Genomic DNA, 14726 nt, shown 5'->3' with positions numbered 1-14726 from the left:
CCTATGGAACGCATCAGACGATTCATTCGCGAGTTGTCCGAACAGCAGTGGCTGGAGCAACAGCAGTTGCGGAGTTGGGACATTACTCGCGCTTATTATCATACGCCAGGAGATTATGAGGTTCATGGGGATTACCCCGAAGGCCATGATTTTGAACGTTTTCCAAGCCAACAGGGTAACACCTATTTCTTCAGAACCAAGCTGCATATTCCGGAATCGTGGCAGGGTCAACCGTATGGACTCGTATTCGATACCGGGGGGAAGGCTTGCTGCGGGTAAATGGTCACTCTTATCAAGGGCTGGATCGCAACCATACGTATGTCTCGTTTGATCCGTGCAAAGTGGGAATCCATCCGGAACTGGAGATTGAGATGTTTGATCCGGTACCGGAACCCGTAGATCCGCTGAACCAACAGGCGGTCATTCAGCCTCCGATCACATCCATCACAAGCCTGCTCGTCAGACCCAATAAGGCTGTACGCAGTCTGATGTATACGGTGACCATTGTGAGGGATTCGGCGATTCTGCTGCCCGAAAGTGATTTTCGGCAGGTTCGATTGGTAGAAGCGATCTATCAGGCGATGGACCAATTCGCAGGCATGAGCCAGGAAGAGATTATGCACGGGGCGGGCGTTTACCAGCTGGAGGAACGTTTGATACGGCGTGTACGCGAGATTGGCGGTAATGCAGAGGGGCTGGAGCATATGGTGGGGCAGTCTCATATTGATATTGCCTGGCTGTGGCCGGTGCGGGAAACGGTGCGTAAAACGAGCCGTACCTTCTCCACGGTGGACGCACTGATGAACGAGTATCCGAATTATGTGTACTCTCAGAGTCAGCCGTTGCTATATGCTTTCTTGAAGAAGAACGATCCCGAGTTGTACGCCCGTGTGAAAAAGCGTATTGCCGAAGGACGCTGGGAACTGGTTGGCGGCATGTGGGTAGAGCCGGATCTGAACATTCCGAGCGGAGAATCCTTGATGCGGCAAATGTTATATGGTCAGCGTTTTTATAAGCAAGAGTTCGGCATGACCTCCCGGATTGAATGGCTTCCAGATACGTTTGGATACTGCGCGTCTCTTCCCCAGATCCTGAAGCATGGCAACGTGGATTATTTTATGACGACCAAGCTGGGATGGAATGATACGAATGTGTTCCCATATGATCTTTTTCAATGGGTGGGCATTGACGGTACATCGATTCTGTCCTATCTCAATCATGGCGTTAACGAACATACGCTGCCGAAGGATATTCATGATCACTGGCAGTCTTATCGCCAAAAAGCAGCCCATCCCGAGCAAATGCTGCTTTACGGGCATGGAGACGGGGGCGGCGGGGTAACACGCGAAATGCTGGAATACATTGACCGTTCTGATCTGATGGTTGGACAACCGGAGAGCGGGTACAGCACAGCAGGAGCCTTTTTTGATCAGATCCAAGCTGCGCAACCTGAACTTCCCAAGTGGCACGGTGATCTGTATCTGGAGCTGCACCGGGGAACCTACACCACACATGCCCGGAACAAACGAAGCAACCGCAAGGCAGAGGTGCTGTATCGTGAAGCCGAACTTTGGGGCACCCTTGCTTACCCTGCCATGAATGAACAAGCGCAAGCGGAGATACACCATACACTGCACGAAGGCTGGAAACTGATTTTGCTCAATCAATTCCACGATATTATTCCGGGGTCTGCCATTACCGAATCGTATGTCACTTCCCGGGAGGAATACGAGAACGTGTTCCAATGGGGCACGTCAGGGCTAAATCAAGGGATTTCTATATTAGCTGAACAGGTGATTACGCAGGGGCAGGAAGATTCAACGGCGTATCTGGTTCTGAACAGTTTGGGCTGGAAACGCAGTGCTGTTGTGCAAATTCCTGTGCGGGCTGATTCCAACTCCCACGTAGTGGATGAGCATGGTCATTACTTGCGATCCGACCGTGAAGGCAATCAATTGTTTATTTTTGTAGAGGACATTCCCGCGTTCGGTTATAAGACCCTTTGGCTGTTTTCTGAGCCGGATCATCCAAGTGAACCGCATCAAGAAGAGCTGCATCCAAAAGAGTCGAATGCAGGGACTGAAGCAGTGGCTACGATGAACAACATGGAGAGCAAGACGATTTTTAACGATACATGGGATACCGCGTATTATGATGTGCAGTTTAACGAACAAGGCGAGATGACCCGCATATGGGATAAAACAGCGGAACGCGACATGTTGCAGCCGGGTGAGCGGGGCAACCGGTTTCACTTTTTCCACGACCGCCCAACCCTTTGGGACGCATGGGATATCGATAATCGTTATGAAAAGCAGACTGCCGGAGAAGCGCAGCTTTTGGAGAAAAAGCTGGTGCTGGCAGGTCAGGTGAAGGATGTCCTGCGTTTCCGCTGGAAAATTCATCAATCCGTCATTATACAGGATATTATTTTCTATCACGATTCGCGGCGAATTGATTTCAAAACACAGGTGGACTGGCATGAGAATCACAAGCTGCTGAAGGTTGGATTTCCAATCGATGTAATGACGTCCAAGGCCACCTACGAAATTCCATTTGGGGCTCTGGAACGGGCCACACATCGCAATACAAGCTGGGAGCAGGCTCAGTACGAAGTCTGTGGACACCGGTTCGCAGACGTCTCTGAACATGGGTATGGTGTAAGTCTGCTTAACGATTGCAAATACGGATACGACGTACAGGGAAGTACGATTCGCTTGTCCTTGCTGCGTGCCTCTAAATGGCCTGACCGGACAGCAGATCAGGGAGCACATGAATTCACATATTCCCTGTATCCTCATGAGGGCGACTGGCGTAAGGCGCATACGGTACGTCATGCCGCGGAACTGAATCACGAAGTGATTGCGCATCAGGTGATGTCAGGACAACCAGATCAGCATGAAGAGATTGAAATGCAACCAGAACATGACATATCGTATGTGCATTCAAACACAGGGTCAAAAAAGCAAGGGGCGACCGGTTTTCTTCCCGCAACAGGAGCCTGGATCACCTTTGACAGCGAACATGTCATTCTGGATACGGTCAAACGGGCAGAAGATGGTCAAGGAACGGTGCTGCGTTTCTATGAATCATCCGGCAAACGCGAGCGCATTATTTTGAAATGGCCGCATGCCTTTGAGCAGGCATACCAGTCCAATGCACTTGAAGAACAGGGGGAGCCGCTGGAAAGCAACAACGGCGAGTTTACCCTGTCCTTTAAACCTTTCCAAATCCAAACCGTGCTGCTGCGGTAAACTTTGTTGCGATATTTATGGGGTATAACAGCGATCGGAAGGTTGTTCTGCCATCGTAGTGGTCCAGTGTAAATAAATTTTTCAGCTCTTCATAGCCCCACTTAAACTAGTTTAAGGAGTGCACTCATCTATGGAACAATTGCGTTTACCCAAAATACCGATGCCGCCTGTTGTAACGCCGACAGCGATTCAGGCTAAGCTGATTTTGTTCTGTGATCCGGCCTTTCCGATAGAGGGGCAACAACCCTCAAGACAGGCGATGGAACATTGGAAGTCGTTGGAAAGTAAGGGCATTCTCATTGCAGACGCACATGGGCTGGCCGATGCGTTACAGGCGGCAGGTGGTGAGGGATGTTTTATCAATCTGCATGCCCCGTATTTTCCGAAATCGGCCTGGACGGCCATTGTGGATTATTTACATCAGGGAGGCGGCCTGATCAGTATCGGCGGGGCCCCTTTCAAGCGGCCTGTACGCGCAGAACACGAGACATGGGTCGTGGAGTCAGAGCAGACGGCATATCATCAGGAACTGTATATCCATGAGACGATTGGCGTATCGACAGCGGATGTGCAGTCGTATGTTTCTTCCGAATCGATCCCGCTGCTTGCCGGGAAAGAAGAGCTGTTAGAAGTTGCCGATACATGGAATCTTGTCCCTCATACAACCAAAACAAGCGATCTGCCACACCAGATGGGATCGGCGGGTACAATGAGTACACAGATTCACGCGTTGCTGACAGGCATCAACCAAGATGGACGCAGCATTGCCGCTCCGATGGTTTTATGGGAAAACATACGTGGAAGCTTTGGCGGTTCACGCTGGTTATTTGTAAATCTGCCCTTAACCGACTCTTTTTGGACGCAGAACGGTGCGGCTGAGATCGTGAAATGGGGTGTGTTCTGTGCTCAAGGGGTAACGGAGCTGTCTTTGAAACCAAACTATGCGTCTTATGAACCTGGGGAACGGGTAGTGCTCACCCTTCAGGGGCAGATTTTGCAACGTACGGGATTTCAACGGACTGGACTCCAACGGACAGGATTTAGGTGCAGTGCCTTCGAGAGATGGACGTTTGCATTGACCGTAGTACGAGAAAACCGGATGAACGGTCAAACAGAGCCTGTATGGAATCACCAGCTGGAGATGCACATTTCTGACGAACAGCAATATGTTCGATTGTCGTTACCGAAGCTTGTGGAGCCTGGGCTTTACCGAATCGTCTGCCGAGCAGAGGCACCGGACGGTGAGATTCGTGTCCTGCGTCAAGGATTCTGGGGCCAGGACACGGCTTTGCTTGCGGAAGGGGAGGGGATTACCCGCAGCAGGGATTATTTTATCCAAGCGGGGCAACCGCTGCCTGTTGTCGGTATGACGTACATGACCTCGGATGTCGCGCGGAAATTTCTGTTTCTGCCCAATACGGACGTATGGGACCGGGATATGGAACAGATGGCGAAGGCCGGGATTAACTGGATTCGTACTGGGATCTGGACAGCTTATCGCAATATGATGCAGGTGGACGGTCACATGGCGGAAGACGTTCTTCGCGCCATCGATGCTTTCTTTTTAACGGCGAAGCGGCATGGTTTGCAGGTGACGTTTACGTTCTTCTCTTTTACCCCCGAGACCTGGGAGGGAGTTAATCCCTATTTGGACCCGCAAAGCGTCGAGGCACAAAAACGATTCATTCGCAGCGTTGTCAGTCGGCACATACACAGTACCCATGTAGATTGGGACCTCATCAATGAACCGTCCATGTTTGATCCGGCACGTATTTTCTCTGCTGGTCCGCGTTCATCCCGGGATATGTACGAGCAGCAGGCTTTTATGAGCTGGCTTCAGAAGCGTCATGAGATGATTGAATCGCTGCAGGAGGCATGGAATATGTCCCCGAGACAGCTTCCAAGCTTCGCGGATGCGGTGATTCCTGAACCGGAAGAGATCAATTTTGATGTACAGGATATGCATCAGCCCAAAAAAGGCACTCGCTGGCTGGATTATTGCCTGTTTTCCATGGAGATGCACAATGTGTGGGCACAGGAACTGGTCAGTACAATCAAGGATTTGGCTCCGAAGCATCTGGTTACTATTGGACAGGATGAGGCTTTGGGAGCACAACGTCCATCCCCGTTTTTCTATGAGCGCGAGGTGGATTACACGACAGTGCATTCCTGGTGGCTGAATGATGATCTGCTCTGGGATGGCATTTTTGCCAAAACACCGAATAAACCGAATCTGATCCAGGAAACCGGTATGATGTATGTGGAAACGCCAGATGGACGCGCCAAACGTACGGAAGCCGAGCTGCACAGCATACTGGAACGCAAATATGCTTATGCCTTTGCGACAGGTGGTGCGGGTGCGGTGCAATGGATCTGGAATACAAATTTTTATATGGATAACGCGAATGAATCTCATATCGGGGCGCTGCGTGCAGATGGCACAGAGAAACCGGAAGCAAACGTATCGTATGATTTTGGCCGTTTTATGCGAGAGGTGCGGGAGTTGTTCGAGGATCGGGAACTGGAGCAAATTGCCGTCGTATTTCCGTATTCGAACGATTTCTCCAACCGTTCGCTGGCATATGATGCGACGACTAGGCTGACCCGGGTGTTGTCCTATGAGCTGAAGTTGCCGTTCCGTGCATTGTCGGAATATCACTTGGATTCACTGGAACATCAGCCGCCGAAGCTGGTCATCGTGCCAAGTCCGCATAATCTGGAAGATGCTGCGTTCCGTCGATTAATAGAATTTACAGAGAAGCAGGGTGCAAGCTTGCTTATCACCGGTCCGCTGGGAATTGATGCATACTGGAAACCGAGCAGAAGAGCGGATATGTTGGTGGGGAAACGAAATCTGGCTAATGTGCAGCGTGAGGAGGTGCTTCACCTTAACGGGGCAAACCATCGTGTCACTTATGGCAGACGCCGTATTGCCGAAGTGGTCAAAGAAATGCAAGTTCTTCTTGCCGATGGTCAGAAAGGACACTTGCACCCCTCTCTTGATGCCGACGCCATCGATGAAATGGATACAACGAAAACATCGAATACATCGAAAACATCGCCATCGCCTAAAGCAGATCGGGTAACCGTTGTACCACTGGGTGAGGGTAAGGGGAAGCTGATCTGGACCCCATTGCCACTGGAATTGAACGGCCGGGATGAGCCGCTTGTGGAACTGTATCGTTATGCCGCAGCTACAGCAGGTGTAGAGCGGGAGCTGGAATGGTTATCAGGCGGGCAGATTGCGGGAATATACGGCCGGAAGCTTCATTTTTCAAAAGGGAACTTGTATATTTTCGTTTCGGAATATGCCTGGAATGAGCAGGTACGAATCAGAGATCAGCATACAGGTGTTACGTATTCCTTTGAACTTCAGAGCAATCGCTCGGTGCTGTTTGCGACGGATTCCTCGGGTAAGCTGCGTGCCGTATATCGTCCGGAAGAAGTTGAGATCGAGATTATACAACAAGATGTGAAAGAGGCTTATTAACGACATGACACAATCGGAATCCAACGAGAGTGAGATTGTAACGGCGAGGATGCGCCAGTTGTAAGGGTTCGACGATTTTCCAGATGTATCTGTTGAGTTATTGGTGGCTTTTCTATAGAATGAACAGTACGAATGATTGAACATAAGGCGATAAGGATGTCCCTTTATTCAATAATACAGATACTAATAAAAGGGGGCTTGAAGTCATGGAATCCTTGGGAGGACTGCTTCAGCAGCTGAACCCTTCGTTTCGTGAGCAGTCGCGGCGAATTATGGCGGATTTGTTGGAAGATCCATATGTGCGCGAGTTCCGCGCAGGTCATCCTGAACTGAAAGATACACAGCTCATGCCCGATCTGAGCAAGCTGTTTCAGTATGCTAAAGATTCGAAGAACTGCGCGAATTGTCCGGGACTCGACAACTGTCCCAACGATTTTCAGGGTCATTTCTGCAAACTGGAAGTAGAGAACTTCAACGGTAAACCCGAAATTATAGATATCAAAGCACCTTGCTCCAAACAGATCGCCCGGCAAAATGAACATATCATCAAACAGCGGATTCGCAGTTTTTATGTGGATGAGCGTGCTCTAAGCGCTGGATATAATGATGTGGAAATTATGGGCAAAGATCGCATGCGTGCGCCAGCGGTGAACCGTGTGCTTCGTTATATTAGCGAGACCAAGGCCAATGGACTTTCGACGCAAGGGTTGTATCTGGAAGGTTCGTTTGGAACCGGCAAAACGTTTCTGATGTGTTATCTGCTACATGAACTCGCGGTTGCGGGTCATACAGGTGTCATTATTTATATGCCTGACTTCGTGGAGGATTTGAAATCCATGATCAGTGAAGGACAGAAGCTCAAGGAAATGACGGATGTTCTGAAAAGCTGTGATCTGCTCATCTTTGATGACATTGGTGCAGAGAACCTGAACCCATGGGTACGGGATCATGTGATGGGCTCTATTCTTAACTATAGAATGAATCGCAAGCCAACGTTCTATACTTCCAATTACAACCTGGAAGGGCTTGAGAAACACTTGAGCTTTACGAACCGGGATGGCGAGGAATCGAACAAAGGTCAACGTTTGATGGATCGAATTCGTCCATTTGTGGATGTCATTCAGGTACGGGGCGAGAACCAACGAGGGAAGAGCTAAGATATAGATGAACCAAAAAAAGCCTGGCTTTCGCAATATGCGAGAACCGGGCTTTTCTGGTCTGCGGGAGCCTGAAACTGACTTGAATATCCTATTCGGTCAGGAATTTGAAAATTACCATACCAAAAAAGATAACAGTCATCAGGCCGCCCATGCCGACAACGCCCATAATCAGATCAAAGAGATCGCTACGCGGCTCCTCGTTCACATGTTCACGCGGGTCGGTCATCCGAATATTAGCGTCCATAGTGTTGCCTCCTTTGAGGATTGACAGCTTGGCCTGCAAGCAGGGCTACAATCCGGAGTAATTTTAGTATACTTGGAAAAGAAAGCGTTTGTAAAGATTTTGCAGACGACTGGCTGCACCTGTAATTGTGAAGATTTCATGTTGGGAAGATGAACATTATCTGTTCATTTCACATGTCTAACGCACATGTGTTATACTGGAAGTGTCGTTCACGACGTTACAGGTTAAAATAAAACCGTAAGTATATATAAGGAGGACAATTTCATGGCTATTGTTAACGTATCCGATCAATCCTTTAACACGGAAGTCGAAGGAGAAGGAACGGTTCTGGTTGATTTCTGGGCGCCTTGGTGTGGTCCTTGCAAAATGCTCGCTCCAATCCTGGAAGAGCTGTCCACAGAAGTTGGCGATTCCGTAAAAATTGCTAAAGTAAACGTGGATGAGAATCCAGAATCTGCTTCCCGCTTTGGCGTAATGAGCATTCCAACACTGATCTTCTTCAAAGATGGTCAACCGGTTGATAAAGTGGTTGGTCTGAACTCTAAAGAAGCTCTCAAAGGAATCATCGAAAAACATCAATAAGCAGCAAGTCACAACATAATTAAGTGCAGGCTGACACATCGCCTCCGGTTTACATGCCGGGGGCGTTTTGCGTCGATAAGCGATATGTAGGACAATATAAAAGTAATATATAAATGATGTGATAAATTTTTTATATTATATAATTGAATATAAAATGAAACTGGAAATTTACATGATTAACGGAGAGGACAGAAAAGAACTGGAGAAGCGAAGCTAAAAGCTTTCTGAAAGAAAGCTACATCGGAAGCATCTACTGTAGCCTTTATCACCGGATTTTCCCTTTTAAAAAGGGATTCAAAAAAATCTGGAGATAACAGCGATTGAAGGTTGTTCTGTCATTGGAGTGGTCGGTGTGAATTTTTTGTGTAACCATGACTTTTACTTTTTTCGGAAGGGAGGACCCACCGAATTATGGATCCATTTATGCAGGAGTTAGACGCACAGGAGAAGGCACTGGAGCAGATTCGTCACAAGCTTGCATTGCTTCCAGACCTGCCGGGCTGTTATTTGATGAAAAACAGTGAAGGCACCATTATTTACGTTGGTAAAGCGAAAGTGCTCAAAAACCGCGTGCGCTCATATTTTATTGGCAGTCATAACGGAAAGACACAGCGTCTTGTATCCGAAATCCGTGATTTTGAATACATCGTGACAGGTAGCAACATGGAAGCACTCATTCTGGAGTGTAACCTGATCAAAAAACATATGCCGCGTTACAATGTATTGCTTAAAGACGATAAAACGTTTCCTTATCTTAAAATAACGAATGAAAAGCATCCGCGGCTCGAAGTGACCCGCCGTGTGCTGAAAGATAAAGCCAAATACTTCGGTCCGTATCCGAACTCGTATGCGGCACACCAAACGAAAAAACTGTTAGATCGGATGTATCCGCTCCGCAAATGTGGTGTAATGCCGAAGGAAGTTTGCCTATATTACCACATGGGCCAATGCCTTGCTCCTTGTGTGAAGGAAGTGGGCAAAGAGCAGTATGACGAGATTTCGCAGGAGATCGGATCATTTCTAAGCGGCGGGCATGAGGAGATTAAAAAGGACTTGCAGCGTAAAATGCAGGAAGCCGCTGAAGATTTGTATTTTGAACGTGCCAAAGAGCTGCGTGATCAGGTGATTGCGATTGATGCGATCATGGAAAAACAGAAAATTACGATGGCGGATGCCAGAGACCGTGACGTCTTTGGATTTGCGATTGATAAAGGCTGGATGTGTGTCCAGATTCTATATATGCGTCAGGGGAAAATGATTGAACGCCATGTATCCACCTTCCCGTTCTACGGTGAGGCCTACAATGATTTCATGTCCTATGTAACCCAGTATTATAGTGATAACCCGGCTTTGCCACAGGAAATTTTGCTACCGGAGATGCCGAAGGAACTGCTCTCTGGTCAGGAAACAAGCGATTCCACAAAAGTGGATCATGCGAATATATCCGAGGATAAACATTCTGAGGGAACGGTTGAATCCACGCAAGAAGAATTACAAATCGGGATGAATCAGACCGCTGCTTCGATGCCAGTTGTTGCCGAGACACTTGCAGCTTATGGGGCGGAGGTAACTGAGGAAGAAGAGAGCAATGCTACCGGATTGCAGGAAACATCCAATGCCAAACTGCCATCCGAGATGGAGGACCCGTCGCAAATGGCTGCTTCTCTGCAAGAATGGTTGGACATTAAAGTGCATATCCCGCAACGCGGACTGAAACGCCAGATGATTACGATGGCACTCGACAATGCACGGGTGGCATTGGAGGAGAAGTTCCGCCTCATTGAACGTAATGAAGAGCGAACATCTAAGGCTTCCGAGGGATTGGGGCGCTGGATCGGTCTGGAGCAGTTAAGACGAATTGAAGCTTTCGATAACTCGAACATTCAGGGTACGAATCCGGTGTCTGCCATGATTGTATTTACCGACGGTAAACCGGACAAGAAGGAATATCGTAAATATAAAGTGCGCTCTGTCGAGGGGCCGGATGATTATGAAACAATGCGTGAAGTTATCCGTCGCCGTTATGAGCGAGTGCTCAAGGAAAACTTGACCCAGCCTGACTTGATCGTAGTCGATGGAGGTAAAGGACAGATTTCCGCAGCTGTAGACGTGCTTGAGAACGAGCTTGGGCTATTCATTCCGGTGTGTGGATTGGTGAAGGATGCCAAACACAAAACATCACAGCTGATGATTGGTAATCCGCCAGAAGTGATTGCCCTGCCGCGGGACAGTCAGGAGTTTTATCTGTTACAGCGGATTCAAGAAGAGGTTCACCGATTTGCCATCTCATTTCACCGTGAGCAGCGCGGCAAATCGATGGTTACGTCTAGACTCGATGCCATTCCAGGCATTGGGGAGAAGCGGCGTAAGCTGCTATTGAAGCATTTTGGCTCTTTACGCAAAATAAAAGAGGCCAGCGTTGAAGACTTCCGGCCTCTATCTATTGGAGATAAACTAGCTACTCAGATTATTGCAGCACTTCGTGATGAGGAGTCGTGACATACGGCTTCTCTTTTTGTTTTGGATTGAAACGGTAGACCACGTATCCAACAATAGCAGGCAACACAATCCAAAAGATTCCGGCACCCATGTTCAGGGCGTCTCCCATGAAAATCAAGCTGAGCCCCATCAATAGGCTATCAAAGATGACATGTGCAAAAACAACAGCAATGAAGCCGTGACGCAACATAATTAGGCTGAACAACAGTCCAATGACAGTCAGTTCGATCGGTCGTGTAATGACTGGATAGATTGGATATAAGGTGTGTCCAAGTGCCCAAATAATTGTAGGGATCAGACAGGCGATAAACGTGTTACGCACAACTTTTTGCATCATGCGGATACCGAACAGTCGATATACGGCCTCTTCCCCGATTCCAGCCATCCAAGCCATAATCGGAAAGATCCAGGCATACGTCATGTTATATGTCGATTGATCTGCTGAGGTGGTGGACCATGTGCCGATGCTACGTTCAAGAATAAAGAATAGAACGGATTGTACACCTAGCAGAATGAATGCCCATAGATAACCCGTGTACATACTCTGCAACACATATTTGCCGTAACCCGGCTCCTTGGCACGAGGCCACGGATTAAATCCGATTTTGCGCCACATGCCGTCACCAGCGACAAGCGATAGATAGATCGTAGCACTCATCACGATGGTTATGCCGGTCTGAATGAGCATAAGGAACACTAACATGAAGCTTGAAAGTCCTTGTGCCTGGAAGAGAGGCAACATGTTCAGTGTACCAATCATAGAAGCAGCAAAGTACACCAGTGACAATACGACGCCTCGTTTGAACGATGTATTTGCACGAGCCAGAATGCTATAAATAATGGCAAGCACACCAAGAACAAACGTCAGAAAAGCGTAACCACCGTAAGTTAACCAATTGGCTAATTGGGTCTGGTCTTTAACATAATCCGTGTGGGATTTCGGTACGGAGAACTCCGGATCGAACGAACGGACAGCCCCATTTTCAAATGTAAAATTCAATTCTAGCTTGGAGTTGCCAATCGTTTTACTTGCATCCGTGTACTTCAGACCCGGCTCGCCATCTCGTGTATCCAGTTGAAGTGTTGGGATGTCATATCCGAATTCTTTCAAAACTCCAGCCGCGAGTTTTTCTTTTTCGTTCAATGGCATATTGCCTTCTGCAAGTGACTCTGAAGTTCTTCTGATGCCCTGTTCTTGCTCTGATTCAACGGCTGTATACAGGGAGGAAGGCAATATCCGCTTGAAGGCAACTACCTTGCCTGTTTTCATATGTACGTCAACGTTAAGGTAACCCCCACTGTCCTGATCAAGCAAACGCACTCGATATACATCGTAAGGATAGGTTGTTTCCCATTTTTTATTGTACGTGGCAAGCTGTTTCGTCTTCGCCATATAACCGTAAATATCGGAATGGGTCTGATACGTTACTAGGGGTTTACTGGCATTGTCTTGGAGCGTATAGTCATCAACGGAAGCCGCGAATGAACGTGCAGATTGGATCGCTTGATCCTTGCTAATGAAGGATGTAGACGAAATTTCTGTCGTTTGTGATGAAGTCGCAGGAAAGATCTGAAAGACAAAAAATAAAATCAGGCCGATCACCGCAAGCAACCCCAAACGTTTGAAGTTAGCCTTAAGCTGTAAAGGCTGCCCTAAGGGATTCATGGAATGGTGTTCCTCCTTTTTTCAATTACATCGTAATGTAAAGATAGCACAGGGCATGTCCTCAATGCCAATGACAGGGCGAAAACAGGTGTAAATCTTTGAAAACAAATGAAAATGATCGAAAAAATCCGATCTTGCTGTCCGGGTATGAACTTTTTTCCCGTTTTGAACGAATTCGAAGTTATTTACCCAAAAATCGTTTTGTGTGCATTCGTTGCAGCGCTTATAATTTTGAAGCAAATATGCAAAAATCCGCATGTCCGGGGTCTAACAAGGGAACGAATAGAACGGAAAGAGCTAACAAAGCTAACGGAGTGGACATCCAGAGTAGGCATCCTGTAAAAGAGTATACTAACTCTAGTTGGATGCATATCAACTCCAATTATATGATGTTTTTTTATGAATCATACATGAGCTCCACAGGGTGGAGTTATTTTCTTTTTTAGCAGAGGTGGATGATACTGAAGTGAAAGCAAATGTTCAATGGATGCGATTATCGCCGCCCCGTATTCTGGTGTTAGGATTTGCTGGCATTATTCTGCTGGGTACACTGCTGTTGATGCTTCCGGCATCCAGCCGAAGCGGCGACAGCCTGGCCTTTATCGATGCACTTTTCACAGCAACTTCGGCTGTGTGTGTGACAGGGCTCGTTGTTGTGGATACAGGAACCTATTTTTCAGTGCTGGGTCAGGTGATTATTGCGATTCTGATTCAGATCGGCGGTCTCGGTTTTATGACGATGTCTACGCTGGTTGCGATTGCGTTCAAACGGAAAATATCGCTCAAGGAGCGATTGATTTTACAAGAGGCAATGAATCAGAGCACGATGGAAGGCATTGTGAGGCTGATTCGCAAAGTCGTGATTTATTCGCTTATTCTGGAGGGGATTTGCGGTACATTGTTTGCACTGCGCTGGTCATTTGATATGCCGATCGGGCAGGCCATGTATTACGGTTACTGGCACGCCATCTCTATGTTTAACAATGCCGGGTTTGATATGTTTGGTCATTTTAGCAGTCTAACGGTCTATGTCTACGATCCGCTTGTTAATTTTACCGCCATGTTTCTGATTGTTTCGGGTGGGATCGGTTTTGTGGTGTTGTCCGATTTGGTGGAATATCATAAAACCAAGAAGCTATCCTTACATTCCAAAGTTGTTTTGCTGATGACGGCCTTATTGATTGTGTTTGGTGCGCTGGTCATTTTTGTATTCGAGTTCAGCAACCCACGAACGCTAGGTGGTCTGAACTGGGGCGGCAAGTTGCTCGGCTCGTTCTTCCAATCGGTAACACCGCGTACAGCCGGGGCCAACACGGTCGATATTGCCGGACTGCGGCAGGCCACGCAATTTTTCATGATTATATTGATGTTTATCGGTGCATCACCGGGGTCAACCGGGGGCGGCATCAAAACAACAACGTTTCTGATTATGGCCGGGGCAGTCATTGCCATGATGCGCGGTCGGGAGGATATCGTCTTTTTCCGTTATCGGCTTGTACAGGAACGTATTTTCAAAGCACTCACCATCACGCTACTGGCACTGTTGTTCATTATTACGGTGACGATGGTGCTGAGTACGACAGAAGACAGTAATTTTTTAATGATATTATTTGAAACGACATCTGCCTTTGGTACGGTAGGGCTTTCTCTTGGCCTGACGATTAAACTCACCACATTTGGCAAGTTAATGATCTGTTTTACCATGTTTGCAGGACGGCTTGGACCAATTACACTTGCGTATGCACTGGGGCAGAAAAAGGGTAAGGATTTATACAGGTATCCGGAAGGCAAAATGATAATTGGTTAGTAATTATTAGGATAGAGGGGTTCGTGA

Annotated in this window: 7 protein-coding genes and 1 pseudogene; 6 read left to right on the top strand and 2 right to left on the bottom strand. The window is 47.7% G+C overall.

Annotation, left to right across the window (positions count from 1 at the left end):
* The first annotated feature begins 3 nt into the window (after positions 1 to 3).
* From BLQ13_RS11665 to dnaI, 3 genes and pseudogenes are all read left to right on the top strand, one after another.
* Positions 4 to 3251, top strand: a pseudogene (locus tag BLQ13_RS11665) (alpha-mannosidase).
* A gap of 130 nt (positions 3252 to 3381) precedes the next feature.
* Complete coding sequence (locus tag BLQ13_RS11660) at positions 3382 to 6741, top strand: alpha-amylase family protein (protein ID WP_139168881.1); 3360 nt, start codon at positions 3382 to 3384, stop codon at positions 6739 to 6741.
* 206 nt (positions 6742 to 6947) lie between these two features.
* A complete protein-coding gene (dnaI, locus tag BLQ13_RS11655; protein ID WP_090919464.1) occupies positions 6948 to 7898 on the top strand; it encodes a primosomal protein DnaI in 951 nt (316 codons plus the stop codon).
* Between the two features lie 91 nt (positions 7899 to 7989).
* On the opposite strand, the gene BLQ13_RS11650 is transcribed toward dnaI, so the two are convergent.
* Complete coding sequence (locus tag BLQ13_RS11650; RefSeq protein WP_090919461.1) at positions 7990 to 8145, bottom strand: YqzM family protein; 156 nt, start codon at positions 8143 to 8145, stop codon at positions 7990 to 7992.
* A 264-nt stretch (positions 8146 to 8409) separates the two neighbouring features.
* Here BLQ13_RS11650 and trxA point away from each other — a divergent pair, with 264 nt between their 5' ends.
* Both trxA and uvrC read left to right on the top strand, forming a co-directional pair.
* Positions 8410 to 8727 (top strand): thioredoxin, encoded by a 318-nt coding sequence (trxA, locus tag BLQ13_RS11645; RefSeq protein ID WP_090919457.1) that lies wholly within the window; start codon positions 8410 to 8412, stop codon positions 8725 to 8727.
* Between the two features lie 411 nt (positions 8728 to 9138).
* Positions 9139 to 11226 (top strand): excinuclease ABC subunit UvrC, encoded by a 2088-nt coding sequence (gene uvrC, locus BLQ13_RS11640; protein WP_090919454.1) that lies wholly within the window; start codon positions 9139 to 9141, stop codon positions 11224 to 11226.
* Here the strand turns inward: uvrC and BLQ13_RS11635 are convergent.
* Complete coding sequence (locus tag BLQ13_RS11635) at positions 11195 to 12892, bottom strand: CPBP family intramembrane glutamic endopeptidase (protein ID WP_090919451.1); 1698 nt, start codon at positions 12890 to 12892, stop codon at positions 11195 to 11197. The two genes, uvrC and BLQ13_RS11635, sit on opposite strands and share 32 nt — an antisense overlap.
* A 487-nt stretch (positions 12893 to 13379) precedes the next feature.
* Between BLQ13_RS11635 and BLQ13_RS11625 the strand changes: the two genes are divergently transcribed.
* On the top strand, positions 13380 to 14699 hold the full coding sequence (locus BLQ13_RS11625; RefSeq protein ID WP_420848937.1) for a TrkH family potassium uptake protein: 1320 nt from the start codon (positions 13380 to 13382) through the stop codon (positions 14697 to 14699).
* Positions 14700 to 14726: the final 27 nt, after the last annotated feature.

This window comes from Paenibacillus polysaccharolyticus (genome assembly GCF_900102085.1).
Classification (GTDB): domain Bacteria; phylum Bacillota; class Bacilli; order Paenibacillales; family Paenibacillaceae; genus Paenibacillus; species Paenibacillus polysaccharolyticus.
This window is presented reverse-complemented; position numbering and strand designations above follow the sequence as displayed.

Excerpts from the sequence above, each read along its gene's own strand:
- trxA (WP_090919457.1), top strand. The coding sequence starts at position 8,410 with ATGGCTATTGTTAACGTATCCGATCAATCCTTTAACACGGAAGTCGAA.
- uvrC (WP_090919454.1), top strand. The coding sequence starts at position 9,139 with ATGGATCCATTTATGCAGGAGTTAGACGCACAGGAGAAGGCACTGGAG.
- BLQ13_RS11625 (WP_420848937.1), top strand. The coding sequence starts at position 13,380 with ATGCGATTATCGCCGCCCCGTATTCTGGTGTTAGGATTTGCTGGCATT.
- BLQ13_RS11650 (WP_090919461.1), bottom strand. The coding sequence starts at position 8,145 with ATGGACGCTAATATTCGGATGACCGACCCGCGTGAACATGTGAACGAG.
- BLQ13_RS11635 (WP_090919451.1), bottom strand. The coding sequence starts at position 12,892 with ATGAATCCCTTAGGGCAGCCTTTACAGCTTAAGGCTAACTTCAAACGT.
- dnaI (WP_090919464.1), top strand. The coding sequence starts at position 6,948 with ATGGAATCCTTGGGAGGACTGCTTCAGCAGCTGAACCCTTCGTTTCGT.
- BLQ13_RS11660 (WP_139168881.1), top strand. The coding sequence starts at position 3,382 with ATGGAACAATTGCGTTTACCCAAAATACCGATGCCGCCTGTTGTAACG.